The following is a 25,167-nucleotide window of genomic DNA, read 5'->3' as shown; positions in this document are numbered from 1 at the left end:
GATTGATCATCGAAGCCGATAAGTTTAGCGGAGGTCCGCATTGGCTATCAATCCGAATTGTAATCTCATCGCTGTTGTTGGTGGTAAAGGGGGCGTGGGTAAAAGCGTCTTCGCTGCTAACTTTGCCTGCGCCTTGATGACTGAACTGCGTACTCAGGTTTTACTTGTCGACGCTGATTCCAAATCCGTCGGCGATCAAAACGTGATTATGGGTCTGAAGCCTGTAAAAACCTTGAAAGAGCTTTCCACATTCACGGGCTCTTTGAATTCTCAACCAATGAATACACTGGTAACGATGCATCCCTCTGGCTTGGGCTATGTGGGCGCCGTGCGTGGACCGGAAGAATCTTTAAACATCTCTCCTGATCTGCTTGGCAAGCTCATGGAGTTCTTCTCTCGTGCATTTAAATTTGTGGTTGTTGACGTCGGTAATGACTTGGGCCCGGCACAGATGGCCGTTCTTCAGGAAGCCACGGCTATTATGATCGTGACCACTCCAGAAGTTCTGGTTGTGACTCAAACACAAAGACTTGTGAATGAGTTGTTGTCAGCGACATTCCCAAAAGACATGTTCCAGCTTGTCGTCAACAAAGCCTCCCCAACAGGTTTGTCTCCGCAAGCTATTTCCAATCAGTTGCAATTGCCATTCTTGGGAATCATTCCTCAAGACGAAGCGACAACTAATATGGCTTTACAAAAATATCAGCCATTCGTTATCAGTGCGCCAAAAACTCCACTGACAGCTTCGTACTTTGATCTTTCCCGTAAGCTTACGGGTGGCGTTCTGCAAAGACTTAAAACTCTGTCCCGTCCGAAACCAACACCGGCTGCCTCCGAGGGCGCTAGCGCTCCAGTTCCCGGCTCCAATGGTATGGACCCCCGCACACTGATGAAGATTCGTGTGCACAATGAATTGATCCGCACTGTGGATCTAAAAAAGCTTCTGACAGATACCAAAGACGAAAACAAAGAAAAAGAAGTTCGTGAAAAGACCAAGCGTGAAATCACCGTCATCGTCGACAAAGAAGCGCCTGAGCTTTCCCGTGACGAGCGTTCTAAAATCATCAAAGAGGTTTTAGAGGAAGCATTGGGACTAGGTCCCTTGGAAGACTTGCTGGCTGATCCGGCCGTGACCGAGATCATGGTGAACGGTCATAAAAAAATCTTCGTCGAAAAAAGCGGTAAAGTCGCACTAAGTCCTGTGACATTTACTTCCAATGATCACTTACGCCGTATTATCGAGCGTATCGTGACACCCCTGGGTCGTCAGATTAATGATTCGACTCCTTACGTGGATGCCCGCTTGAAAGACGGTTCCCGTGTGAACGCGGTGATCGAGCCTCTTTCTATTGACGGTCCCGCACTGACAATTCGTAAATTTAAAAAAGGCGGTATCACCGCTGAAAAGTATATTGAGTACGGAAGTATCACTAAGAACATGATCGACTTCCTGCGCATCTGCGTGGAAAACGGTCTGAACGTGGTGATCTCGGGTGGTACCGGTTCCGGTAAAACCTCGCTGCTGAATATGCTTTCTTCATATATTCCTTCCAACGAGCGTGTGATCACAGTCGAGGACGCGGCCGAGTTGCAATTGCAACAAGAGCACGTGGTTCGTCTGGAGACTCGCCCAGCTTCTATGGAAGGTAACAATGCCATTCATATCCGTGACTTGATCAAAAATGCCCTGCGTATGCGTCCTGATCGCATCATCGTCGGTGAGTGCCGTGACGGCGCCGCTTTGGACATGTTGCAAGCGATGAATACAGGTCATGATGGCTCGATGACAACAACCCATGCGAACAGTGCCCGCGAGTGTATTGCCCGTTTGGAAACTCTATCTATGATGGCCGGTATGGATCTTCCCGTGCGTGCGATCCGTGAACAAATTGCGGGTGCCGTGAATTTGATCGTACAGATCTCCCGTCAATCAGATGGTAGCCGTAAAATTATGAGCATCACAGAAGTAGCCGGCATGCAGGGTGACGTTGTCACTTTAGCAGAAATCTTCCGCTTTAAAGAAACTGGTTACGATAAAAATCGTAAGATCCAAGGTGTCTTTCAGGCGACAGGGACAATCCCAAGCTTCATTCAAAAATTGAGTGATAAAGGTGTTGTAATCCCACGCGAAATTTTCAGTAATGACCCTGCAACTCAAGCAAAACCAACAGGCCCTACTCCTCCTGCACAAGGGGGGTTGATGCCGAAAATGCCAGGTGGTGTAGTACCACCGAAAAAGGTTGGATAAAGTATGACAGCAGTCTTGGCCTTCTTAAAAACGTTGCTGGCTAAAGAATGGGTTTTAATCCCACTCTTTGGGGCGATCGTTTTTATCATGGTCATTCTGTGGGCCGAAAAGGCTATTGCGCTTCTTCATAAGCGCAGCCTGGGTCAACGTGAAGAAGTTATTCGCATCATGCGCCTGATGGGCATGGAAGCAGACCAAAAGAAAATTACCATACTTATCTTGCTGATGAGTTTCGGCTTAGGTGCCTTGGTCTTTTTAATCTTCTGGCCGAGCGTTCTTGTTGGCGCATTCTTTGGTGCCTCTGTAACTATTGCAGGCTGGCAGCTGCCACTTTTAATTGTGCGCATGTTGTATGAACGTCGTTGTACAAGTTTCGTGGATCAGATGGTTGACGGTATTACGATCATGGCAAACGGTATTAAAGCCGGCTCGAATCCGCAAGAATCCATGAAACGTGTGGTTGAAATCATGGGGAATCCGATAAGTCAGGAATTCTCGCAAGTCCTTTACCAAATGCAGGTTGGTGACAGCTTTGAAAGCGCCCTAAATGATTTGGGAAATCGCATCCCACGTCCCGATGTGCAGATGTTTGTAACCTCCATCAACATTTTAAAAGAGACTGGTGGTAATCTCGCAGAGACTTTCCAGACCATCGTCCTAGTGATTCGTGAAAGACAAAAGGTCGAGAAAAAAATCCAGGCAATGACAGCGCAAGGCCTCATGCAAGGTATCATTGTTACTTTGATTCCATTCTTTTTGATGATCGTTTTTTTGGTCATCGATCCCGCTTTTATCAAGCCCATGTTTAGTACCACCTTAGGTCTAGTGTTGCTGTTTGCGATGCTGGCTCTGCAAATTATCGGTGGTGTCATTATCAAAAAACTTGTTACTATCAAAGTGTAGTCCGTCAGAGTTTCAGGGAAGAGGTAGACATAATGAAGAAGGCACTTATTGCAGTGGCCGTTCTTTTCTCGGCGCAAGCGTATGCTCTTGTCGACATGAAGAATGCCAACTATTCCAATACGTGGATAGACATGGACGTACCAGGCACTGGTTACGATCTTAAAATTATCAGAACTTACAATAGCCGTTCACTTTTCAACGGGATGTTTGGTTTCGGATGGTGCTCTGATTTCGAAACCAGCATGGAAGTTAATGGTGAAGGCAATATCAAAATTAAAGAGTGCGGCGGTGGTATGGAAGTTACCTACTCCCAGCGCGAAGTCACTCGTAAAGATGTTGAGAATACCATCAACTCCATCATCACTAAGATGAAGGCTGAAAAGAAAGTCGGCGTTACTGAAGCGTATCTGACTTCTCTTAAAACTCAGTTGCTTGAAGACGACAATGCCCGTGCGGATTTCGCAAAAAAATATGGCGTGGCTGTTCAAGTTAAAGAAGGCACAAAATTCTTTGCCAACGGTCGTGAGGTTGAGAACTTTACTTTCAATAAAACGTATTATACGCGCACTCTTCCAGACGGCAGCGCTCAACGTTTTAGCCCGCAAGGTAAGTTGACTCACATCTACGATAAAAACGGCAACTTCTTGAAATTCGAATACGATAAAGACCTGGTTACGAAAGTTGAAGATAACAACGGTCGTCGCCTGTCATTCAAGTACTACCAAAACAAGAAAGTTAAATCCATCACAGGCCCGAACGGTTTGAATGTGGATTATAAATTCGCGAATTTGGATGATTTGTCTTCAGTGAAAAATGCTTGGCAAAAGACTTACACGTACGAATACGATGATCTTCACAATCTGACAAAAGCTTCTTGGCCGGATAAAACTTTTATCGCCGTTAAATACGATAAAAAAAACGACTGGGTAACTTCATTTACTGATCGTGATAAGTGTACAGAGGCCTATAAGTACGAATTCTCTCAAAATGACCCGCAAAATCACTACTGGTCTACAGTTAAGAAAGTTTGCGGTAAAGAGACTGTTGCAGATAACAAATACGAATTTTGGCACAAACAGCGGGCAGACGGTCAGTTCTTCTTGCAACGTGTGATGACGACTGTAAATGGCAACGTAACAGATATCAGCTATCACGAGCTTTTCGGTAAACCGACAAGCATCCGCAGAAATGCTGAACGTATCTCTTACGAATACTACACAGATGGTTTGGTGAAAGTAAAAGCCACTCCAGCAACACGTATGGCTTTTGAGTACGATCAGACCATTAAAAAAGTTAGCCAAGTATCGACTACTTTCTTCAATCAAAAAGGTCAAAAAGTAACGACGAAAGCCACTCAGTTTAAATACGATGGCAAAGGCAACCTAAACTATGCACAGAACTCTGATGGTCAGAAAATCTCCATGACTTATGATAATCGTGGACGTATTGCTACCATCACGGATCAGGCTAAGAAAGTCGTTAAGATCGAGTACGAAGAGCGCTATGGTAAACCAGCGATCGTGACTCGCCCGGGCTTGGGCACTATTCAGGTTTCATATAAATCGAATGGTGAGATTAACAAGGTCGACAGTAAAGAAGGTCCATCAGTGGCAATGCAAGTGGCCTCTACATTCAATAACTTGCTCGACATTATCGCGCCTGCAACTGCAGAGCTATATCTCTAGGGAGAGATCGTTATGAAGAAAATATTGTTATTGGCAGTATGCACTCTGATGGTAACGGCGGCTCAGGCGCAGTCAGTTAGCGGTGATCAATCAAATGAAAAAATTGGTTATCCAGATCAAAAAACTGGAACCACTGGCGGCCTTAACAAAGAAGGCTGTGTTAATTGTGCTAACAAGCACGTAACAGACGTGCCTCTTACTAAAAACACAAATCCTTTACAAAAAGCAGGCGCTGGATCTTCGGAAGCTTCTCCTGCAAAAGGCCAAGGCGGCTTGAACGATTAGTGTTAACTTCCTAAACAATGGAAGCGCCTAAAAAGGCTCTCTGAAACGGGAGCCTTTTTTATTTCGCCCCTCGAATCCCTAACCTATTGATATCACAAAGATTACATCCCAGCCCGAGACAGGCATTCTGGCACACCCGCTGCAATACACCCCTGTGAAGTCTTATTTCACTTCAAAGGAGATAGTATGAAAGCTATTACATTGATGATCGCGGTAGCCGTTGTAGCTACAGGTTCCGTATCCCATGCATCCCTATCCACAGCAGCTCCAGTATGCAATCAAAAGCTAGCAGGTCGCATGATGGATAAAACAGCTTCCGACTACAAGACGGCCAAGAACACTTCATCTTCTGGTTCAACAAAAACTAAAACTGTTAAAGGTATTCAAGGTTCTTAAGATGTTGATTAAAGCCCTTACCGAGTGAGCGACCTTCACCCCCCCCAGGTCGTTCACTCTATTTTGGGTATGATCAATGCCTTGTCACAGGTGCGCGAAAAACGGCGTCGTTCGGCACGTGTGTCTCATTTTGAGATTTGAAATTTCTAAGTACTTGATTCTTCGTGACTGAATTCTCAGTCTGAAACGCCCGCTTTGGCATGTCGGATGCATTAGATGTAAGTATCCAACGAACAAAGGGGATCACATGAAACTAGCAACACTTATCGTAATCGCAGCTTTGGCAATGTCTTCAACTTCTTACGGTTCATGCCCACGCTCTAACAACGGTCTTTTCAAAAACACAGCAGCAACATCTTCAAATATCGCCGCTAAAACTCAAGCATCTGTAAAAGTAGCTTCTACAAAAGCCGTTAGATAATTATCGAACAGCCTTTTCGTGAGAGCCTTCCTGGAAACCATCGACAGTGCTAACTACGCCATCTTTTACGTGAACTGTCAGATTCTTTAAAGCCATCGCGCCACCCGCAGCCGCACTTTGAATATACTGAGACACCGTCGACCTTTGCAACCAGCGGAATGTGTAGGATTCAATTGAAGCCCCACCAACTTTTACCTGAGCAAGCACAATCAAAACCATCGTGAATGCCAAAGTCTTTAATACAAATTTAAGTTCTTCCATGAGTTGATTCTCCCGCCTGCGGTAGCACTTTTGAAACGACCATCAATAAATTTTCTTTGGTAAACGGCTTGGTGATATATGCATCAAAGCCAGCTTCGTGCGCTTTTTCAATCATGGCGTCGCTATCAATTGTCGAACAACCAATGATCATAATGTCAGGATGAGATTCTTTGATCGCACGAGCCGACTCTAAGCCATTACGTAACGGCATCACCATGTCTAAGAATACAAGATCGGGCAGAACAGAAGAAACCAGGCGAATACCATCGTTTCCATTTTCTGCTTCACCCACACAGATATGACCAGCAGAGCTCATTATATTTTTAATCAGCTCGCGCAGAAATGCGGCATCATCGATAACAGTGAAACGTATCTTCATGGCTTCAGTATAGAAGCCATGCAGCCTTTTGATGAGTGGATTTTATTGGCCCCAACGATAGCCTAGGGAGAACAGATACAAGGAATTCGTTACGCTGACATTCTTAGGCGTAGAACCTGTACTTGGGTCCGGTTGGCTTGCCAGTCCGTCAAACATGTTGCGCTCCGCGGATGCCTCTAGACCCCACAAAAGCTGGCTGGAACGTGACAAACGCCACTCTCCACCGAATTCAACACCCAAGCGAGAGCTTTCTTCCACGGCACCAGAATTTACACCCGTACTAGTCGTTGTCTCTTTATGTTGAAGGCGCGGAAAAAAACTTCCACCCAATACCCATGCGTACTCCACAGATGTTGGAATGCGGGCTTTTAAACCCAAACCGAATCCGGTGCTGCTGATGCGCATACGATTTTCCGCATCACTTGGCGTGTTCATTTTATCCTGACTGTAAAGGATAGAAAACTCCAGAGAGTTCGACTTGCGGGAGTTGCCAAAGTACTTACGGAAATTCAGGCCCAAATCCAAAAATTCGTATTTGGCTGGCACACGGGACTTATCCGCATCCATAGAATCAATATCTGAAGTCATAGAGAACATGAACTTACCGCTCACCCCAATCAAAGGTGTCAGCCACACGTTCGCTTTAAAACGAAGAGCATCATAAAAGCTTTGATACTCGCGGAATGAATAATTCGATTTCGACTCGTTATAGACGGCCACCGGTGAAATCTCGACCTCCAGGCGATTGTTACGAATATCGTATGGATGGATTGCTTCCGCATAGTAGTCATAAATTTTATCGGCCTTATTCGTAAACAAAGCTTCGGCCTGATCACCAATGCTTGGCTCAGACGTCACCGCGGGTGTTGCCGCTGAAGCTGGCGTGGACGATGGAGCCGGCGTCGCCACAGGAGTCGTCGTTACAACAGCCACCGCAGTCGTTGTTGTCGCAGGTGCTGCCGTTGTTGCTGGCGCTGCAGTTGTCGTTGCAGCTGCTGCCGCCACTGGTTCAGTTTTTTTTGCTTCCGCTGCTTCAGCACTTACTGCTTGCGCAGGATTTCGCTTTGTTTTAGGAGCAGACGTTGTGGTCTTACGAACCTCATAACGTCCAGTTGAAAAACCTTCCAGACTAGACTGTGCATAGGAAGTTGAAGTCATCAAAGCAAAGGCGATCAATAAAGTAATTTGAGAATGAAATTTCATAAAAATAGTTTCGGCAACGGTCCGAATTACTTGACCCAAAATTGACGACTTTTCATTCACCGTGCAGAATTAAAATATGAAAATAAAAATGCTCATTAGCACCGTGGTTTTTGCACTTAGCTTTAAGACTTTTGCCCAGAATGCTTACGTCAGCACCGTCGACCAAGATCTGGCTATTAAGTCGATCGTTTTAGTTCCCACGACTGACAATATTGGTGGGATTTACGCAAAACCAGTTGAAGAGCAGATTCGCAATCAATTGAACGAAGACAAACAGTGGTCTTTGGTGAATTACCCAAAGAATCTGGAAATCAAATCAGAAACTTTGGATGAGAATCCCGCTGAAGTTCAAAAACTTTTGCAAACCGCAAAAGCCGATGCAGCGATCACTTCCAAAATTATTCGCGGACCTCGCGGTATTTCCATCACGCTGACTTTATTTGTCGGTCGCGAAGGACTGCCACTGACCCAAGAAACACTCACGGATTATAAAGGATTTGATACGGCCGATATCAAAATGCAAGCGAGTATATTGTTTAACAATATCAAGAACCGCATGCCATTCCGTGCAGTTATTTTAAGTCGCCGTGGTCAACAAGTGACGTTAAATCTGGGTAGCAACTACGGTTTAAAGCCTGATAGCCGCGTGTCGGTTGTTCAAATCATTAAAGTAAATCGTCACCCGAAATTGAAAATTCTGGTAAGCACTGAAAAAGAAGTATTGGGGCGAGTAAAGCTTTTCAAAGTGGAACCGTATCTAAGTTTTGGTTACATTGAGCTTGAAAAAGAACCAGGCGTAATCGGGGTCGGCTCGAAAGTCATGCCAGATGAATTCGTAAAATACGCGACACCAATCACAACACCATCCGGAAAAATTCTTACCGATGTTACAACTCGTCCTGACAAAGACGTAGCTTTCGGTGACGATCCTAAAGAATGGACTCCGGAACCAGCTCCCCAGTACGGTAAAGTAGAAGTCCTTGCGGGCTTTTCCTCGTATACACAAAACGTAAAGATTACTTCCCCTTCAGCACAATCGATCTCTGGCAACGCCAGCCTTGCACCCAATCTATTGATCCGTGGAGAACTGTGGCTAAACCCAGAATGGTTCGTTGGGGCTTCCCTTCGTCAGTCTGTATTCTCGATCGACAACAGCCTTGCAGGCTCTTCTCCCAGCTCTTTGAATGAATCCATGTCCCAATATTCGGTAACGGGTGGATATAACTTTTTACTGAGCAATGATTTCTTTGGACCGAAAATTCAAGTCAGTGCCGGATATCAAGACACGAATTTTAAAATAGACGACAGCACTCCGGTGGCCTTCACATCCAACAAGTATGGTGGTTTATTGATGAGCCTGGGTGGGTCATTCCCGCTGGGCCCCGAAATCCCGGTGGAACTTGGCGGTCGTTTTGATTTGTTCTTAAATCCAACGATGAGCGAAAGCCCAAATTCCGGCGGTGGCAACAGCAGCAAGATCAATAGTTTCAGTTTCTTTGGAAACTATCGCTTAAAACAGAAATTTGCGATCAAAGGTGAGTTGCTATTTGAAAACTTTAGTTCCGACTATAAAGGCGGCGCAGATCGCAGCACGGTCAGCCATAAAATGACAACCCTAATGGGCGGCATTCAGTACCTTTTCTAAAAAGTGCCTGGCGCTTTTTGGTAGCAACAGCGCATAAAAAAAGCCTGAGTCGCAAAACTCAGGCTTTTTGTTTTAGGAAGCTAATGTAAGCCTTAGGCTTACATCATGCCGCCCATACCACCCATGCCGCCCATGTCATGGCCGCCACCAGCTGGCATTGGAGAATCTTTCTTAGGTGCTTCTGCGATCATAGTCTCAGTAGTAAGCATCAAAGAAGAAACAGAGGCTGCGTTAGTTAGAGCACAACGAACAACTTTAACTGGATCGATAACACCGTCTTTGATTAGGTCAGTGTATTCGTCAGAGTATGCGTTGAAACCCCAAGAGGCAGATTTGTTTTGAAGGATACGATCCAAAACGATCGCGCCATCAAGACCTGCATTCGCAGCGATTTGACGAATAGGCTCTTCACAAGCGCGTTTGATGATCATCGCACCGAAAGCTTCTTCTTCAGCAAATTTAGTTTTATCAACTTTTACAGAAGCGCGAAGCAAAGCAGTACCACCACCAGCAACGATACCTTCTTCAACAGCTGCGCGAGTCGCGTTCAACGCATCTTCTACGCGGTGTTTTTTCTCTTTCATCTCAACTTCAGAAGGAGCACCAACGTGGATAACAGCTACGCCGCCAGCCAATTTAGCCAAACGCTCTTTCAATTTTTCTTTGTCATAGTCAGAAGAAGTTTCTTCGATTTGACCTTTGATTGCGTTTACGCGACCAGTGATGTCTGCTTTTTTACCAGAACCATCAATGATAGTTGTGTTGTCTTTATCAACAACGATACGTTTCGCAACACCAAGATCAGCGATAGTCGCTTGCTCAAGTTTACGACCGATATCTTCAGAGATAACTTTCGCACCAGTTAGGATCGCGATGTCTTCAAGCATAGCTTTACGACGGTCACCGAAGCCAGGAGCTTTAACAGCACAGATATGAAGAGTGCCGCGAAGTTTATTAACAACCAAAGTTGCCAATGCTTCACCGTCAACGTCTTCAGCGATGATCAACAACTGACGACCTTGCTTAGCAACGCCTTCAAGAATAGAGATCATATCTTTCATAGAAGAGATTTTTTTGTCGTATACAAGAACGTAAGCGTTCTCAAGAACTGCTTCCATTCTTTCCGCGTTAGTTACGAAGTACGGTGACAAGTAACCACGGTCGAATTGCATACCTTCAACTACTGTAACTTCAGTTTTAGCAGTTTTAGATTCTTCGATAGTGATAACGCCTTCTTTACCAACTTTGTCCATAGCGTCTGACAACATTTGACCAATTTCTTTGTCATTGTTTGCAGAGATAGAACCAACTTGAGCAACTTCGTTTGAACCTTTAACTGGTTTCGCCATTGCTTTAAGTTCGTCGATGATGATCGCAACCGCTTTGTCGATACCACGTTTGATAGACATTGGGTTGTGACCTGCAGAAACTAGTTTTGCGCCTTCGCGATAGATCGCTTGAGCCAAAACAGTTGCAGTTGTTGTACCGTCACCGGCTTCGTCATTAGTTTTGGAAGCAACTTCCTTAACCATTTGCGCGCCCATGTTTTCGAATTTATTTTCCAATTCGATTTCTTTAGCAACAGTTACACCGTCTTTAGTGATCATCGGTGAGCCGAAAGATTTATCGATAACAACGTTACGACCTTTAGGTCCCAATGTTACTTTTACTGCGTTCGCAAGAGTGTTCACACCTTTAAGGATGTGTGCGCGAGCGTCTTCTGAGAATACTAATACTTTAGACATTTGATTTACTCCGTATCTAAAAGCACTCCGACGGGGTCGGAGTAGATAAGTTTACTTTATTAAATTAGTTAAAAACGCCTAGGATGTCTTCTTCGCGCATCATCAAGTATTCTGCGCCTTCAAGTTTCAACTCAGTCCCTGCGTATTTGCTGAAAAGAACTTTGTCGCCAACTTTAACTTCAAGAGGCAAGATTTTGCCGTCTTCAGTTACACGACCTTTACCAGTCGCGATGATTTCACCTTTTTGTGGTTTTTCTTTTGCTGTATCAGGGATAAAAAGACCGCCTGCAGTTTTTTCTTCCTCCGCCATTCTGCGAACAAGAATTCTGTCGTGAAGCGGACGAACGCCGATTTCGTTCTTAGCCATTGTGTATTCCTCCGGTTATTAGAACTGATTAAGTAATAATTATTGATGGAGGTAATATGAACCCCCCTGAGAAAACGTCAAGCCGCGGAAGTGAAATTTTTTGCGGTAAACTGACTTTGGACTCGGTTTGAACGAAAACCAGCAGCTCCGCACGCTTAACGCACAAAGCTATATTGATTTGTAGGTGTTTTAGAAGGGTAGAGTCAGATTAGCGAACGGACTCTTTGCTGGTGTTCGTAGCGCTCGCTGGTAGGTCTGACGCATGGGCGCCAAAAACAGAGTTCGCATAGGCATTCATCAACTCAGCCACTTCTTCCGGAGAAAGCTTACCAGCCACTTCCTTGAAAGCCGCTTTCTTATCTGGAACCTTTGTCAAATAGCCGGCGAAATAGTCCGTCACGGACAGATCTTTCGCCACTTCCAAGTCATACTGCTCTTCGCGAAGTTGCTTTTCCATTTTATCCACAGAGATATCCTGAGACGCTACAGCTTCAAGATTATTTCTTCCACGAGCAAGGTTAGGATCAGTGCCAGAAGCAGCACGGCGGTTCATTTTCTTAGAATCAATTTGAGTTTTTAGGTAAGTAACTTTCATTTGAGCGGTGCTAACCATTTCAGTTTTCCACTCACGATAACTTTTAAATTTTGGCGCTTGAGCTTGAGGAGTAGCCACCGTCGAACGTACGGGGATGATGAATTGTTTCGATGGAGCTGCCGCCTGCCCAGACAAAGCTGTTGCAGTCATACAGAAAACGGCCACCAAAGAAAGGTGCTTAACAGGGTTCATCAATCCTCCAAGTCTCCAACATACGTGATTCGGATTCCAGGAATTCAATGTTTATGCCCGGCCTTTTCAGGCCTCATAAGCAATACATTTGACTTGGGTGGGGCTCAGGGCCTTTTTGTGTCAATATGAGCCGAATAAGGGCGTACACAATGGAACACTAAATCTTCCATATATATGTGTCGCACCCACATCAGAAGGGGTAAAGCGTCCTTGGACAACCCCGCTTACCATATCCTTATTTATCGTGTTCACAGAAATGGCGCCTTGATCAGCAATCAGATTTCCACGCGCATGAGAGCCGGCAGAATAATCAGAAAAGATCACTGTCGGAATTAAAGAAAAGGGATCCAGCGGATCAATTCGCCATGTTCCTTGAGAGTAAGGAGCATACATGCGCACTTGAGTGTTGGTTCCTACGGCAACGGCGCACGGATTATCGAATCGCTCATTCCACAAACGAATCTCTAAAAAGTTTTTGTTATTTCTTTTAAAGATAACCGCACGGCCTTGGACATATTTCCAGTCACGCCCTTTAATCGATCCACGTGCATATTCGATAATGTCGGGACTATCACCGTTATTCTGATTTTGATTATCCGGAATCACGGAAGACGATGAACCTTGATCTGCGCAAGCAACAAGTCCAATCACTAACAAGCTCAACAGCCATTTGGCAAAAAATTTAAAACAACTCATGTACTGAGAAATGCTAACTAAAAGCACTTTGGGGTACAAGATGTATTATAAAACACTCATGCGATATTTCAGATGACTCTATCGAGCAGCAAATCTAAAAATTAAAAGTGCTCAAAATATTTTTCATAACTATCGCAGGATTCCTAATCCAACAATCCACAGCTGTCGCAGGCCCATTGGGTACTGTGCCGACTATTCAAGAACAGAATCTCGAGATCATGTTCGATTTACGCTCGGATTTATGGACTTCACCTTATACTTACAAAAACTCCCCGGTGCGTATATCTGGCGGCAGTATTCGTATTCCACTTTTTCATTCAGAGACGTGGTCCGCCTCCGCATTACTTTACGATGAAGCGCTTAATTTGGGACGTGCCGATTTTGAATTGGGGGATCAAAGCGTTTTCATCGCGAACTCTTTAAGTAATCAGATCGGCGGTTTTGGCGTCAGGAAAAATTTTGCTGATGGTAGCGAGATGAGCGTCTTTGCAGCCTATGCCACCGCCAGCGACAGTCCTTGGGGTGCACCCCGCAATAACTATTTTTATGGTGCGCTGATTTATCACACTAAAAAATTCAACGATCACAGCTACCTTCTGGGAATTGATCAGTCGGGGAATCGAGGCCTTCACAACGGGAAGCCTTTTCCATATTTCGGGATGATGTTCGAACTTGAAGGAAAAACGGTTTCTTTCGGATTTCCCTATGTAAAAGTTGATTGGATATTCAAAGATGACTGGCACGGCCAGTTCTTCACCACACCATTTGGAACCAATTTAAGAGTTTCCACAGATGTCGGAGATAACACTACTGTCGGGGCCTTTACCGCATTCACCGTGCGCTCCTATCTTCTGAACGAGCGTATCGAAGACAATCATCGTCTCTACTATCAGGAAATCCTGGCCGAGGCGTATCTTACTCGTGACGTGACTTCGGCCACACAAGTGACCTTTGCTATCGGTGGATCAGGTGATCGTCGCATTTATCAAACAGACCATCTGTATCATCCGGATGCGAAAACTCAAACTATTAAGGGAGACTTTTACGGCAGATTAGCTTTGGAGTTTCGTTTATGACAAAAATTCTTCTGCACCTGGTATTTTTTGTCACATTAAGCTCGTGCGCTCCGTTTGTTGATTCACCTTTTTCGGACAAGCTTCTTCGTCCGGAAAGAAATTTGAACGCCCAAAATGTCGGTCAAATTGGAGCAGTTGATAGTGATGGTAAAATTCGTCTGGCGGTTTTTGCAGATCCACACCAAAATTATAAAGCCATAGATAAGGTCACATACGGTATCAATCAAAATGAACCGTTCGATTTTATCGCGGGGCTGGGCGACTATACCAATTCTGCCTATAACCTTGAATATGACTCCTTCATCGAAGCGATTTCTCGGTTGAAGGGGATTAGTGTCATGGCGATTGGCAATCACGATACCATCGGCGCTGGTCCCGAGCTTTTCAAAAAAGCTTTCGGTCCTTTGAACATGTATTTTGATCGTGGCGACTACCGCTTCATTTTCTTTAATACTAATAATCTTGAAAGCCCGGAAAACTTTGATTCCGCTTGGTTAAAAGAAACTGCCACTGATGCCTCTGCGCCGGATAACGTTTTTATTTTCACGCACACACCACTTCGTGACCCCGAACGTTTTTTTGGTGACGATGCCGCCAACATGGATGCTGTCATGACGAACTCTAAGGTCAAAGTCGTCTTTAATGGTCACAATCACGTCTACCAACTGGGAACTGACAACGGCACGATCACCATGCAGTGTGGAAGATCTGACAGCGAGTACGGAGCACACTGGTTGATTATTACTATCGACACGACGTCGAAACAGTTTTGTGTCAAACGCATGGATACTTTGGAGGAAGATTGCAGCCTTTCGCTAAAGCCCTAGTTTTATTTTCTTTCCTGTGGAATACGTCTGCGCAGGCGAGCGACTGGCGCGTGATTTTGGAGCGCGCAGGTTTTATGGGAACTCTTGCGGCCGGCGCAAGTTACGAGTGGCTGCCAGAGCATGCCATCGATGTGACTTTGGGCGGATACCTAATCGAACAAGAGATCTTTTATCAGACTAATATCGCTTACAGATATTCGCGATGGAATTCTCCCACTAACGGTAATATTTGGAGACCTTTGCAATTTGGTATATTTGCTGTTTATGCCCTCAATAGTGATCGCTATTTTATGCGATCTCCAGACAAGTATCCTTCCAAAGGATACTATGATGAAACAGCTTTTCGCTATGGCCTCGAGTTCGGAACAACATATACGTTTTTACCGAGCGGATTCGGTATCGGTTACCGCATCCGCATCTTTGATAATGGATTGACCGCGATGTTTAACAATTCAAATCGCGATGTTCAGTACTACATTTCCTCTGGCGTGACTCTGCAATACCTGTTCTAGCTCTAAGGCTTCGTTGGGTTCGAAGCCTGTTTTTTTCCTGGTGTAATTCTAAGTTTTTCAAAAATATCATCGACAATTTTTTGCACGACCTGACCTTCATTTGGCCATTCGTGGAAAACTGAATTCGTGTAGTTCCCAGAAGCTATAATATTTCCGCTTTTATCATAGAAAGTAATGTCGACAGCTCTTAAGTACATTGTGATATCCCATTGCCAGCTATCCGTGTACTTAACCAAAATATCCGTCTTGGGAATATTCGTGACAGACTCACTGTCAGTCACCTTAAGACCACGCACCATCAAAGCACGCGATACGTGAGTATCCATGTCTTTGGAATTGCCACCCTGATTAATCACGTGCGCAGTATTCACGACGTAATTCACAGAAGATTCAGAAGATTTGATATTATATTTTCCGGCACACGCAGATAGTCCCAAAAACGCTAAAAGCAGAACGATGTTTTTCATAAACAATATCGTATTTTGTGCAATTTCATTTAACAAGCCCAGGACCCAGGAACTATACCTCTATCGAGCCAGGATTAGGAGCTCCGCAGTCTTTTCAAGTGGTTACATATGGTTAACCTTATTGCCCGGGTGTAGGCCCTGGCTGTCACTCTGTCTAACTTTAAGACAGTTAGAGCTTCCCACCTAGAACTATTGCGTGACTACGGTGGTTGCTGGGGGCACATAACATGCACTTGAGATGGGAATTAACAGAGGTATCTCCATGAGAGTTTCGATCCTTATCAATCCAAAGGCAGGCTCCTCCAATCAAGGGCAAGTGGAAGCTATTGTTCGCGAAGCCCTTTTCCGCTGTGATTTGCATTTTGCCACTCCGAAAACTCTTGAAGAATTAGACCTCTTTTTAGCCCACGAGATGTTGAATAAAACCAATGCCCTGATCATTTGCGGCGGAGACGGAACGATCAATGTGACTTTCCAAACTATGATCCGAATCCACGAACGATTGGGTTTTGATATGCCACCGGTTACCCTGGTTCGCTCTGGTACAGCCAATGATCTTGCGGAAAGAATGGGTATTTCAACTAAGATTCATCAAGCCGTTCGCAATATCCTTGAAGGAACAACCAAGAATATCGACGTGATCGAAGTTACTGGCGATGGCAAAAAATCTTATATGTTAACAAATGGCGGCTTGGGGCTGCCAGCAATGACAGCCGAGATGTCGAATGATTTCCGCAGCTATTTGCAAAAAAGATCCGACTGCCCGAAGGCAACTTTGGCATTCAAGTTCTTGGCTAAACAAAGCTATTCCATGGTTAAGAAGATGGGCCCACAAATTTATTCGATGATGGCACTCGAAGCTATTCGTACCTGGGATCCAACTGATTGGAAGTTGGAAGTCAATATCCCCAATAAAGCGAACTTCGAAACAACAGCACCTATTATTCTGGTGAATAATCAACCGAATGTGGCTTCAACATTTACTCCTGCTCCTTTTACGTCAAATACTGACGGCACCATGAATCTGTTGATCTCTGAATCCAGTTCTCAAGCAGAACATGTGCGCACTGCTTTAAATATTCGCCGTGGCACTGCTGCAAGACTTCCTTATTCCAAATCTTACGAGCTAAAAGAGTTTTCCTTGAAAACAAAAAACACGAAAAGAACCCTGACTTTCTTTGGTGACGGAGAGGTTCTTCATAAAGGTGTAAGTGAGCTTACAGTAAAATGCTTGCACCGTTTCTTACCAATCGTGGTAGCGGCAAAATGACGAGCAAATCGAAACCTAAAATTTTGGTGACGGGTGGTACGGGCTTTCTGGGTCAGAAGGTTGTCCCACTGCTGCGTGAAAATTTTCAGGTTTACGTTATGTCCCGCTCGGGCAACACCGAAATTCAAGGTGACTTGCGCAAGTGGAATGCAGGCTTGGATATTGAAGCTTTGAAAGCTGAAAAGTTTGAAATCTTTTTGCACATGGCGGGTCTATATGACCTAACTGCCACCCACGAAGAATGTTTTCATCACAATATTACTGGAACAGGTACCGCCCTTAAGGTTGCCAGCCTTTTGAATATTCCCGTCTTCATGAATACCAGCTCTGTGGCAGCCGCGGTGAACTCTAAATTGCCGGGGGTAAAACCCTACGATTTAAATTTCTCAAGTTCATTCCCCGATCCATATTCCGAATCTAAAGCTTTGGCAGAGAAAACCATTCAAAACTGGAATCACGAATTTCGTTTGAAAGTTAATTTCCGACTGGGAGTTTTGGTCGGGGATACGGCAAACGGCGAAATTCAGCGCATCGATGGGCCTTATCAAGCTCCCGTTGCTTTTGATCGACTGAAAAAGGTAATCGAAGCTTTCCCAACCGTATTGCCCTTGCCCGGAACGGTGGGCAGAACATTGCCATTGGTACCCGTTGATAAAGCGGCTGAAGCTATCGTTAAGTTTTGTGATTGGTCTTTGAACCCAGAGAATACTTCTTACCGCAGCTTTCATATCACGCCCAAACACGGACTTGATATCGAAGAACTTTATAAATCGACTTTGGAAAACAGAAGCATCAACAGCAAGGGCATTAAACTTGTAGATAACGTTCCTGAGACATTGCTAAAGGCCGTTTCTGAACTAGCCTTGAAGTTTCCTCAGGAAGAACTAAACTATCTTCTGCATTTTCCTAAATACGACTCCAGCGATACTGAAGCTGTTTTAGGTGCGAACTGGTGTCCTGAGTTTAAAGATTACGAAGCTATTTTCTGGAGAGGCTATGAAAAGTACATATCGCATCGCAGAGATTAGTTTCGGTCGCCCCTTCTGGGATGCATCCTTTGAATTTGACTACGGTGGCAATCACTTCGAAGTTCAGCGCTTTGGTGTGCAGTTCTCTGTGGACCTAATGAAAAAGCTGATTATAAGCCTGCGTGATCAAGTTGATGCCTTTGCATTAACCAGCCTTCCTCCTGTCATTCGTATGGATGGCAAAAGCTACGTTCACAGTCAGTATCTTGAGATCATGGGTTTGCCATCTTCAGCACCTATTTGTGATGGCACGGGTCTTCGCGAAATTGCCAACATCAATTCACTGGTAAAAATGATCGATCAAGGAAAAGTTCAGCCTGAACAGGGCGTTTTCTTTCCAACTGCCATTTTGAATCTGGAAATAGAAGAGTTTCTTCGTCACCGCTACCCAGAATCCGTTCACATGGGTGATGCTTTCGCACTATTAGGGCTGCCTTTTGTTATCCGTCCCTTCAAAGGACTTAAGACAGTTACCAAAACCGCTCTTAATTTCGCAACAATGCGCGACCTACGCAACAACACACCGTTTGCCGAAAATAAGTTTCAAAAGATGATGCGTTCATCCTTGGTTTCTCAAGCTGAACACCTGCAGTACGTGTGCGGCGACCTTCCAATTATTTTGCTCTATGACTCTGGTGCCGATGTTGTTCGCAACAAAGATGTGATCGTCTGGTCACATCATCCGCTGATGGAACAAGAACTTAAAAAGTACGAACCCAGATCCATCATCAATCTTTTCCCGGAAGAGTTTAACGTAAGCCCCTATATGAACTATTCGATCTTGGACGCTGTCCTTCGTTTAACTCATAACAGAACGGCTCCGCTTTCAAATGAAGAATGGGAACAACTGTTGGCTACTGAAACGGAAGTTCGTGAAGTGGCTCGACAATACACAACAACGCGCCAGACTTCTACTCAGGCTAAGATTTCGAAAGGTATCAATTTCGTCAGAGGAAAACTAAAAAAAGAAGAGCCACCTGATTTCGCATTTGTTGTGCACGCACTTTCTCATAATGATTTTACCCGCGTTCCTGGCTTTGGAATTTTAAAGCAAATGCCAAAATCCTGGAATGATCCGTTTGACCGCCTGATTTCGAAAGCCCCACCGATTGTCTACGGCGAAATCAAACATGTGATCAGCCAGCACAATGGCAAGGAAGTCAGCGGCATCATCTATGGATTGATGGCAACACCAAAAGTTTTAAAAGAATCTGATCCGGAAGTGATTTATCGCCAAATTGAAGGCATCTGCAGAGACGCCGCGGCCCGTGGGGCAAAGATCGCAGGTCTTGGTGCCTACACGAAAATTGTCGGCGACCAAGGTATCACGATCAATCAAAACAGTCCGATTCCTGTGACGACCGGTAACAGTCTAAGTGCTTCTGCAACATTGTGGGGTCTTAACCAAGCCGTTAGAAAAATGGGTTTCGTTTCCATCGACCCAATTGACAATCGTGTGAACGGCATGGCGATGGTCATCGGCGCGACGGGTTCAATTGGGAAGGTTTCAGCGAAACTTCTTGCGCTGACTTTTAAAAAGCTTTGTTTGGTTGCACCCAGAATGAATCGTCTGGAAGAACTGCGCGAAGAGATTCGCCAAATCGCACCGAACTGTGAAATTATCCTTTCAACAAATGCCAACGACTTGGCTTCTCAAGCGGACGCCTTGCTAACGGCTACGTCGTCCTTCGACCAAAAGATCGTGGATGTGATGTTACTTAAGCCCGGTTGCGTAGTCGCGGACTGTTCTCGTCCATTGGATTTCGAAATGGAAGACGTCAGAAAACGTCCTGACGTTCTGATCATGGAATCCGGCGAAGTGAATTTACCAGGCCCCATGCAAATGTCTTGTGATTTGGGCTTACCTGGAAAAACCGTTTATGCCTGCCTGGCAGAAACAGCGTTGTTGGCAATGGAAGGTCGTCACGAATCATTCACCATGGGTCGCGATATCGAGTGGGATAAAGTTAAACAAATCTATAAAATGGCGGTAAAACACGGAGTGGAATTGGCGGAAATCCAAGGTCACATGGGTGTTATCACCGATCGTGAATTTGAACTAACCCGCCAACTTGCCCTATTGAAAAGATAGTCTTTATGTCGAGCGCAGAAGTTCCGGAATGGATCTGCGCAAAAGCTTGAAAATCGGCCAGCAGCTGGCGATGATTGCCGTAAACATCGGCAACAATAATGCCTGTACGTAATGACTTCCTTGAATCTCAATGAAAATCAAATACTGACGAGTGATCCCGGGGCCCGGAGGCATCGGAATTCCCGATGCCAACACCGTTTTCGTGCAAAGCAAAGCCAATAGTATCCCCAAAATCCCGCCGAACAGCCCCAAAAATGAATTTTCCAGCAAAAGAATTTTGAACAGACGACTGCGCTTTTCGCCATTGGCTCTTAAAGCACCAATCTCGCCACCACGTTCCAGCAATCCAACTGCGATGGTATTGAAAATTCCCAAAGCTACGATCAACAGAATAATCATGCGGATAAAAGCAAACTGCGCAGACAAAAAGTCCACCGAGTTCTGATAATATACTTTATCCAGAATCTCAAAACGCACCGGTTCTAGATTGGGATCTGCTTGATTGATGTTCTTTGCAACCTCATCCCAATGATCCACGCCGGTCGTCGCCAAAGAGAACAATTCCACGCGCTGAGTATCCAGCAGGCGCTGAGCTTGCTTTAAGTGAAGGCGATAGTAACCATCATCGATGGCCTTAATCCCCATATGAAAAACGCCTGCAACTTTTAGGTCAGCACCATTCAACTGACCATTGATCGTTTGAGTCAAAAGAGTCAGCGTATCGCCCGCTTTAACATCTAAAGAATCGGCCAGGCCTTTTCCAAGAATAATTTCACTTTCATCTTTAAGATCGCCGCCAGAAATAAAATTCATCTTATCAAAGAATTTATTTTCTCTTTCTGGTAAAACACCTTCGCCGCGGCCACCCAGCGTGATTCCGCCCTTGGCCAAGAAACTATAAAATGAAAGACGGGGGAAGACTTGTTCCACACCAGGAGCCGACAAAAGTTTCTTCTCAGCCTCTTCCGGATTTTCAATCCACATTTTCCAGGGTTGCTCGAACACTTTTCCGTAATAGCCTTTGGGGAAAACTTGGCCGAAACCATAGTATCCGTGGATGGTATTCTCGCGGTATTGATTCATGATCCCACTGTTGAAACCTTGATAGATCAAAAGAGCAGCTGCACCCAAACAAACAGTTAACAGACTTGCCGCTGTTCTACGGGGATTACGGAATAGATTTCTCCAGGCAATTTTAAAAATCTCTGTCATGGCTATGCTCCCGTAGAAATTTGACCGTCTTTGATGTGATGGATCGTCTCTGCATATTTAACTAGATGAGAGTCATGTGTGGAAAAAATGAAACTGGTGCGTTGAGATTTCTGAAGTTCCTTAAAGGCACCAATAATTTTTTCAGAAGTTTCAGAATCTAAGTTCGCTGTCGGCTCATCCGCCAAAACTACGGCCGGCTTTTTAGCGATCGCACGGGCAATCGCAGCACGCTGCCGTTGGCCACCGGATAACTCCAATGGCTTTTTATGCGCGTGATTCGCAATTCCCAATAAATCCAAAGTTTCTAATGCTGTTTTTTTTGCTTCACCCTGGGAGTAACCCAAAGACGGCAGGAAATAAGACGTATTTTCCAGAATCGTCAAAGTCGGAATCAAATAGAAACTTTGAAAAACAAAACCCACTTGATGAAGGCGAATCTTTTCCTTTTCAATCTCTGGAAGGTTACCCACATCTTTATCCCCAAAAATTATTTGGCCATTTGTCGGGGAATCCAATAATCCAAGAAGGTTTAATAGCGTCGTTTTTCCAGATCCACTGGGACCAACAATGCAACAAAAGCAGGCCTCATCAAAAGAGATATTCAAAGTCTTCAAAACGGGCACTTTTTGTTTATTCCACTCGTAGGAGTAATCTAGGTTTTGAAGTCTGTATAGCGCACTCACTGTTGCTCCTTTGAATACGGAAGGTTAAAGTGGAGGAGGCTCAAACAGTATAGATATTTAAATTGTGGAGATCATCATGAAAATCCTAAAGGCTAAACTAATTATCTTCGGTCTGGTTTTTTCAGCGCTATCTGCGAACGCCGCATCTCCGGAACAAATGGTTCAAGCCGCAGACAAAATTCGTAATCCTTCAGATTCCTACGAAATGCAAATCCAAGTGGAAACTCCGGAAGGGACTTCCGTTTTCGATGTTTCCCTTAAGGGCCAAGACAAAACGATGATCATCACGAAAGAACCAGCTCGCGATAAAGGTCGCAATATGCTGATGCTGGACCGTGACTTTCACGCCTACATTCCTAATCTTAAAAGATCTATGCGCTTATCCCTGGCACAAAAACTTTCAGGGCAGGTCGCAAACGGTGATATCTCCAGAACCAGATGGGCTGGTGACTACAATGTCACTAAAGAATCCGAGAATGCGAACGAAGTCCAATTACTACTTAAAGGCTCCAAAGAAAATCTAACTTATGCCTGGATCCGCCTGTGGCTGAAAAAATCAAACGCTCAACCTTTGCGTGCTGATTACCTGGGCCTCGACGGCAAAACAGTCTTAAAACGCGCGTCTTTCGAGGATTACAAAAGTATAGCAGGCGCTGTTCGTCCCACGACTATCAAAATTCAGGACGTGAATAAACAAGTCAGCTACATCCGCATCAAAAGCATGAAGCCAAAAACTTTCGATGACGGCTTTTTCACGACTCGCAATATGGAAAGCATGAAGTGAGGCTTTGGCTCGTCGGGGCTGTATTATTAGCCTCCTTTTCTGCGCGTGCTGATCTGACTTTAAGCTCTCGATACGAATATATCGGTGGAGAAAACAAGGAAGAGATGGCAAACCGTCTATTGCTGCATTCAAAATTGAACGCAGAGGCCGGTCACTTCAAAGTCTTTGCGGAAGGCTTTGGCGACTTTGATTATGCACAGAACGCGGAAGAACGCAGATCTCCACATCGGGGTTATTTGCAAGAAGCCTATTTAGAACTTAAAGCAGGATCCTCCTATCTTCGCGTGGGCCAACAAGCCATGCGGTGGAGTGACAGTTGGGTTGTGCCATCTTTGGATGTGTGGACCGGACGTCGTTACAATCGCTTGTTCTTTGATCCCTTTGCCGATCAACTAACGCATTCTCAAGGTATCTCTTATTCATATGAATCCGAAACATTTGGTTTGGATTTAGTAGGCGTCAGTCAGCTTGCGCAAACTTATTATCCAGAACCTTTACCGGAAACCATGACCTACGAAGACGATGGCAAAACTGGAACGGGAGCGCGAGTTAAAATCAATGGCCAAGGCATTGCTTTTACAGCCATTGCCGCCCGCGTAGCCATGAAGAACATTTACGGAATGACGGCGAACTATGCTTTTGAAAAGGCCGTTCCAAAAATTGAACTCGGCAGTAGTCACGACTATTCGGTTCACGCAGACCCCGATTACGAAGACGAATACTTTGGATCTTTGGGAGTTGATTTATTTTTGGGAAATTTCGTTATTCTACCGATGGTCACGTTCTATGATTCGGGAAGATTTAGCACCAACACCCATGACTACAAAGCCTTGTACTATGTCAGCATGGTCTGGAATCCCAACCGCCACGATCTGCAGGCGCAAGTGTATTACAACTCGATCAACCAGGATGCCTTTGCAAGTTTGAGTTATGGATACAATATTACCGACTGGTTTACACTAACAGGTTTCGTGCAATATTACGAAGGCACCGAAGACAGTCTTTTTTCAATCTATAAAAACATGACCGGCGGCTCTGTTGCTGGAATTCGATTTGAAGTTACCGGAAATTTACCTTTTTAGAAACGAGGACATGATGGCGAGCGAATATTTTTCAGATTTAAACTACACTCTGTCCAACGAAGACACTCGGATCGAGTTTGATCTTCTTCCAGAAAACACGGACCGCGTATTTAGTATCGCGGGCTCCGGTGCACGCTGCATGCCTTTAATTGCGAAAAATCCGGCGGTTCTAGATGTGATCGACATGTCAGTCAGTCAAAACTATCTTTGCGAACTGCGCTTCCAAAGCATGAAGGCACTGACTTATGAAGAATACTTGTTCTTTATGGGTTACCGTGGCGCTTTGCAGTCCGGAAACGATACTGGTGACGACCGTGTGACGATGTTCAATAAGTTGAAACTGTCTGAAGCAGCCAAGAAATACTGGGAAGAACGCAAAAGTGGTTGGGCTCCCCATGGCTTTATTCTTTTAGGCCGCTGGGAGTCGCACTTCCAAAAATTAGGTTACTTGTTCCGCGAAGTTCTTAAGTGTGACTTCTCGAAAGTATTTGAAGCGCAAAGCTTGACGGAACAAATTGACCTGTATGAAAAACACTGGCCAAAAATTCGCTGGAATACTTTTATTAAAGTGGCGGCAAGTGAGTTTGTGTTTAACAAATACCTTTATAAAGGTCATTTCAGCGGTAGCGATGGCCATAAAACAGAGTCTCGTCCACCAAGCCAATTTATCGTTGAAGAATTTGATCGCATTTTCCGCACGCAATTAGTTCGTAAGAACTATTTCATGCAGATTCTGTTTCTAGGCAGCATCCGTCACGAAGAAGGTCTTCCTTTGGAAGCTCATCATCACATTTTCGAAGCAGTCAAAAAATCGAACACGAAAGTGAACTACCTATTGGGAAATTTACTTGAGTACCTGCCAAAAGAAAAATACAGCTTTATTTCTCTGTCTGACACGATCTCTTACTTAAGCGATCAAGACGCAAATCAAGTTCTGCAAAAACTGAATAAAGAAAATTCGTCAGGAACTTGTATGGTGATCCGTTCCTTCATGCGTGCCGCAAAAGAAATGGATTTAACAGGCTGGCAGGAGCTTAAAGACAAAAACGCCTGGGCCGCTAAAACTGACGGCACAGGCGTTTATCAATTCCACATTTATAAGAAATCCTAATC

26 protein-coding genes are annotated in these 25,167 nt (G+C 44.7%); 16 read left to right on the top strand and 10 right to left on the bottom strand.

Translation table 11 applies throughout. The annotated features are described in order from the left end of the window. Positions 1–40: 40 nt before the first annotated feature. The 6 genes from HW988_RS00630 to HW988_RS00605 all read left to right on the top strand — a co-directional run bounded on the left by HW988_RS00630 (position 41) and on the right by HW988_RS00605 (position 5,938). Positions 41–2,248 (top strand): ATPase, T2SS/T4P/T4SS family, encoded by a 2,208-nt coding sequence (locus HW988_RS00630; protein WP_181605783.1) that lies wholly within the window; start codon positions 41–43, stop codon positions 2,246–2,248. 3 nt (positions 2,249–2,251) lie between these two features. Continuing rightward, a complete protein-coding gene (locus HW988_RS00625) occupies positions 2,252–3,151 on the top strand; it encodes a type II secretion system F family protein (protein WP_181605782.1) in 900 nt (299 codons plus the stop codon). A gap of 32 nt (positions 3,152–3,183) precedes the next feature. Next, positions 3,184–4,836 carry a DUF6531 domain-containing protein gene (locus tag HW988_RS00620; protein ID WP_181605781.1) on the top strand — a complete coding sequence of 551 codons (1,653 nt, stop codon included), beginning with the start codon at positions 3,184–3,186 and terminating at the stop codon, positions 4,834–4,836. Positions 4,837–4,848: 12 nt separating this feature from the next. Beyond that, entirely contained in the window at positions 4,849–5,121 is a 273-nt protein-coding gene (locus tag HW988_RS00615; protein WP_181605780.1) for a hypothetical protein, read from the top strand. 186 nt (positions 5,122–5,307) lie between these two features. After that, a complete protein-coding gene (locus HW988_RS00610) occupies positions 5,308–5,517 on the top strand; it encodes a hypothetical protein (protein WP_181605779.1) in 210 nt (69 codons plus the stop codon). 247 nt (positions 5,518–5,764) lie between these two features. Then, positions 5,765–5,938, top strand: a complete 174-nt coding sequence (locus HW988_RS00605) for a hypothetical protein (RefSeq protein WP_181605778.1) — start codon at positions 5,765–5,767, stop codon at positions 5,936–5,938. Here the strand turns inward: HW988_RS00605 and HW988_RS00600 are convergent, their stop codons facing one another. The 3 genes from HW988_RS00600 to HW988_RS00590 are packed head-to-tail and all read right to left on the bottom strand — an operon-like array spanning position 5,939 to position 7,781. After that, positions 5,939–6,199 carry a hypothetical protein gene (locus tag HW988_RS00600; protein ID WP_142698532.1) on the bottom strand — a complete coding sequence of 87 codons (261 nt, stop codon included), beginning with the start codon at positions 6,197–6,199 and terminating at the stop codon, positions 5,939–5,941. Further along, positions 6,186–6,578: a response regulator gene (locus HW988_RS00595; RefSeq protein WP_142698531.1), complete on the bottom strand. Its 393-nt coding sequence runs from the start codon at positions 6,576–6,578 to the stop codon at positions 6,186–6,188. The genes HW988_RS00600 and HW988_RS00595 overlap by 14 nt, the downstream gene beginning before the upstream one ends. Before the next feature lie 42 nt (positions 6,579–6,620). After that, entirely contained in the window at positions 6,621–7,781 is a 1,161-nt protein-coding gene (locus HW988_RS00590; protein ID WP_181605777.1) for a hypothetical protein, read from the bottom strand. Positions 7,782–7,857: 76 nt separating this feature from the next. Here HW988_RS00590 and HW988_RS00585 point away from each other — a divergent pair, with 76 nt between their 5' ends. Then, positions 7,858–9,426, top strand: coding sequence for a hypothetical protein (locus HW988_RS00585; protein ID WP_255490134.1), 1,569 nt, complete (start codon positions 7,858–7,860; stop codon positions 9,424–9,426). A 98-nt stretch (positions 9,427–9,524) separates the two neighbouring features. Here the strand turns inward: HW988_RS00585 and groL are convergent, their stop codons facing one another. The 4 genes from groL to HW988_RS00565 all read right to left on the bottom strand — a co-directional run bounded on the left by groL (position 9,525) and on the right by HW988_RS00565 (position 12,976). Next, positions 9,525–11,171, bottom strand: coding sequence for a chaperonin GroEL (groL, locus tag HW988_RS00580; protein ID WP_181605776.1), 1,647 nt, complete (start codon positions 11,169–11,171; stop codon positions 9,525–9,527). Positions 11,172–11,235: 64 nt separating this feature from the next. After that, positions 11,236–11,523: a co-chaperone GroES gene (gene groES, locus HW988_RS00575; RefSeq protein ID WP_168196705.1), complete on the bottom strand. Its 288-nt coding sequence runs from the start codon at positions 11,521–11,523 to the stop codon at positions 11,236–11,238. Between the two features lie 223 nt (positions 11,524–11,746). Beyond that, the gene (locus tag HW988_RS00570) at positions 11,747–12,325 is read right to left on the bottom strand and encodes a hypothetical protein (protein WP_181605775.1); all 579 of its coding nucleotides are present in this window, start codon (positions 12,323–12,325) and stop codon (positions 11,747–11,749) included. 120 nt (positions 12,326–12,445) lie between these two features. Beyond that, positions 12,446–12,976 carry a hypothetical protein gene (locus HW988_RS00565; protein WP_220128780.1) on the bottom strand — a complete coding sequence of 177 codons (531 nt, stop codon included), beginning with the start codon at positions 12,974–12,976 and terminating at the stop codon, positions 12,446–12,448. A 152-nt stretch (positions 12,977–13,128) separates the two neighbouring features. Here HW988_RS00565 and HW988_RS00560 point away from each other — a divergent pair, with 152 nt between their 5' ends. From HW988_RS00560 to HW988_RS00550, 3 genes are read left to right on the top strand one after another with little or no spacing between them, the layout of a single operon-like run. Beyond that, positions 13,129–14,097 carry a hypothetical protein gene (locus HW988_RS00560; RefSeq protein WP_181605773.1) on the top strand — a complete coding sequence of 323 codons (969 nt, stop codon included), beginning with the start codon at positions 13,129–13,131 and terminating at the stop codon, positions 14,095–14,097. Then, on the top strand, positions 14,094–14,924 hold the full coding sequence (locus tag HW988_RS00555) for a metallophosphoesterase (protein WP_181605772.1): 831 nt from the start codon (positions 14,094–14,096) through the stop codon (positions 14,922–14,924). The genes HW988_RS00560 and HW988_RS00555 overlap by 4 nt, the downstream gene beginning before the upstream one ends. Continuing rightward, positions 14,900–15,436, top strand: coding sequence for a hypothetical protein (locus HW988_RS00550; protein ID WP_255490133.1), 537 nt, complete (start codon positions 14,900–14,902; stop codon positions 15,434–15,436). The genes HW988_RS00555 and HW988_RS00550 overlap by 25 nt, the downstream gene beginning before the upstream one ends. 2 nt (positions 15,437–15,438) lie before the next feature. On the opposite strand, the gene HW988_RS00545 is transcribed toward HW988_RS00550, so the two are convergent. Then, positions 15,439–15,903, bottom strand: a complete 465-nt coding sequence (locus HW988_RS00545; RefSeq protein WP_181605771.1) for a hypothetical protein — start codon at positions 15,901–15,903, stop codon at positions 15,439–15,441. A gap of 262 nt (positions 15,904–16,165) precedes the next feature. Between HW988_RS00545 and HW988_RS00540 the strand changes: the two genes are divergently transcribed. From HW988_RS00540 to HW988_RS00530, 3 genes are read left to right on the top strand one after another with little or no spacing between them, the layout of a single operon-like run. Then, entirely contained in the window at positions 16,166–17,173 is a 1,008-nt protein-coding gene (locus tag HW988_RS00540; RefSeq protein WP_181605770.1) for a diacylglycerol kinase family protein, read from the top strand. Then, complete coding sequence (locus HW988_RS00535; protein ID WP_181607505.1) at positions 17,170–18,201, top strand: SDR family oxidoreductase; 1,032 nt, start codon at positions 17,170–17,172, stop codon at positions 18,199–18,201. Before HW988_RS00540 ends, HW988_RS00535 begins: the two co-directional genes overlap by 4 nt. Further along, positions 18,170–20,293 carry a dehydrogenase gene (locus tag HW988_RS00530; RefSeq protein WP_181605769.1) on the top strand — a complete coding sequence of 708 codons (2,124 nt, stop codon included), beginning with the start codon at positions 18,170–18,172 and terminating at the stop codon, positions 20,291–20,293. Before HW988_RS00535 ends, HW988_RS00530 begins: the two co-directional genes overlap by 32 nt. Before the next feature lie 3 nt (positions 20,294–20,296). Here HW988_RS00530 and HW988_RS00525 read toward each other — a convergent pair whose 3' ends face one another. Together HW988_RS00525 and HW988_RS00520 are read right to left on the bottom strand one after the other, a co-directional pair. Next, positions 20,297–21,505, bottom strand: coding sequence for an FtsX-like permease family protein (locus HW988_RS00525; RefSeq protein ID WP_181605768.1), 1,209 nt, complete (start codon positions 21,503–21,505; stop codon positions 20,297–20,299). A 2-nt stretch (positions 21,506–21,507) separates the two neighbouring features. Beyond that, positions 21,508–22,188 carry an ABC transporter ATP-binding protein gene (locus HW988_RS00520; protein ID WP_181605767.1) on the bottom strand — a complete coding sequence of 227 codons (681 nt, stop codon included), beginning with the start codon at positions 22,186–22,188 and terminating at the stop codon, positions 21,508–21,510. 76 nt (positions 22,189–22,264) lie between these two features. On the opposite strand from HW988_RS00520, the gene HW988_RS00515 reads away from it, so the two are divergent. The 3 genes from HW988_RS00515 (at position 22,265) to HW988_RS00505 (ending at position 25,165) form a co-directional block, all read left to right on the top strand. Continuing rightward, positions 22,265–22,972, top strand: a complete 708-nt coding sequence (locus tag HW988_RS00515; protein ID WP_181605766.1) for an outer membrane lipoprotein-sorting protein — start codon at positions 22,265–22,267, stop codon at positions 22,970–22,972. A 104-nt stretch (positions 22,973–23,076) separates the two neighbouring features. Next, on the top strand, positions 23,077–24,054 hold the full coding sequence (locus HW988_RS00510; RefSeq protein WP_255490132.1) for a hypothetical protein: 978 nt from the start codon (positions 23,077–23,079) through the stop codon (positions 24,052–24,054). Further along, positions 24,026–25,165: a DUF3419 family protein gene (locus HW988_RS00505; protein WP_255490131.1), complete on the top strand. Its 1,140-nt coding sequence runs from the start codon at positions 24,026–24,028 to the stop codon at positions 25,163–25,165. Before HW988_RS00510 ends, HW988_RS00505 begins: the two co-directional genes overlap by 29 nt. The last annotated feature ends 2 nt before the right edge of the window (positions 25,166–25,167 follow it).

Origin of the sequence: Bdellovibrio sp. KM01, assembly GCF_013752535.1 — a bacterium.
Taxonomy (GTDB): domain Bacteria; phylum Bdellovibrionota; class Bdellovibrionia; order Bdellovibrionales; family Bdellovibrionaceae; genus Bdellovibrio.
This window is presented reverse-complemented; position numbering and strand designations above follow the sequence as displayed.

What these genes read in the sequence shown, in the direction of transcription:
- HW988_RS00625 (WP_181605782.1), top strand. Translation starts at nt 2,252, where the DNA reads ATGACAGCAGTCTTGGCCTTCTTAAAAACGTTGCTGGCTAAAGAATGG.
- HW988_RS00620 (WP_181605781.1), top strand. Translation starts at nt 3,184, where the DNA reads ATGAAGAAGGCACTTATTGCAGTGGCCGTTCTTTTCTCGGCGCAAGCG.
- HW988_RS00615 (WP_181605780.1), top strand. Translation starts at nt 4,849, where the DNA reads ATGAAGAAAATATTGTTATTGGCAGTATGCACTCTGATGGTAACGGCG.
- HW988_RS00610 (WP_181605779.1), top strand. Translation starts at nt 5,308, where the DNA reads ATGAAAGCTATTACATTGATGATCGCGGTAGCCGTTGTAGCTACAGGT.
- HW988_RS00605 (WP_181605778.1), top strand. Translation starts at nt 5,765, where the DNA reads ATGAAACTAGCAACACTTATCGTAATCGCAGCTTTGGCAATGTCTTCA.
- HW988_RS00600 (WP_142698532.1), bottom strand. Translation starts at nt 6,199, where the DNA reads ATGGAAGAACTTAAATTTGTATTAAAGACTTTGGCATTCACGATGGTT.
- HW988_RS00595 (WP_142698531.1), bottom strand. Translation starts at nt 6,578, where the DNA reads ATGAAGATACGTTTCACTGTTATCGATGATGCCGCATTTCTGCGCGAG.
- HW988_RS00590 (WP_181605777.1), bottom strand. Translation starts at nt 7,781, where the DNA reads ATGAAATTTCATTCTCAAATTACTTTATTGATCGCCTTTGCTTTGATG.
- HW988_RS00585 (WP_255490134.1), top strand. Translation starts at nt 7,858, where the DNA reads ATGAAAATAAAAATGCTCATTAGCACCGTGGTTTTTGCACTTAGCTTT.
- groL (WP_181605776.1), bottom strand. Translation starts at nt 11,171, where the DNA reads ATGTCTAAAGTATTAGTATTCTCAGAAGACGCTCGCGCACACATCCTT.
- HW988_RS00570 (WP_181605775.1), bottom strand. Translation starts at nt 12,325, where the DNA reads ATGAACCCTGTTAAGCACCTTTCTTTGGTGGCCGTTTTCTGTATGACT.
- HW988_RS00555 (WP_181605772.1), top strand. Translation starts at nt 14,094, where the DNA reads ATGACAAAAATTCTTCTGCACCTGGTATTTTTTGTCACATTAAGCTCG.
- HW988_RS00545 (WP_181605771.1), bottom strand. Translation starts at nt 15,903, where the DNA reads ATGAAAAACATCGTTCTGCTTTTAGCGTTTTTGGGACTATCTGCGTGT.
- HW988_RS00540 (WP_181605770.1), top strand. Translation starts at nt 16,166, where the DNA reads ATGAGAGTTTCGATCCTTATCAATCCAAAGGCAGGCTCCTCCAATCAA.
- HW988_RS00535 (WP_181607505.1), top strand. Translation starts at nt 17,170, where the DNA reads ATGACGAGCAAATCGAAACCTAAAATTTTGGTGACGGGTGGTACGGGC.
- HW988_RS00530 (WP_181605769.1), top strand. Translation starts at nt 18,170, where the DNA reads ATGAAAAGTACATATCGCATCGCAGAGATTAGTTTCGGTCGCCCCTTC.
- HW988_RS00525 (WP_181605768.1), bottom strand. Translation starts at nt 21,505, where the DNA reads ATGACAGAGATTTTTAAAATTGCCTGGAGAAATCTATTCCGTAATCCC.
- HW988_RS00515 (WP_181605766.1), top strand. Translation starts at nt 22,265, where the DNA reads ATGAAAATCCTAAAGGCTAAACTAATTATCTTCGGTCTGGTTTTTTCA.
- HW988_RS00510 (WP_255490132.1), top strand. Translation starts at nt 23,077, where the DNA reads ATGGCAAACCGTCTATTGCTGCATTCAAAATTGAACGCAGAGGCCGGT.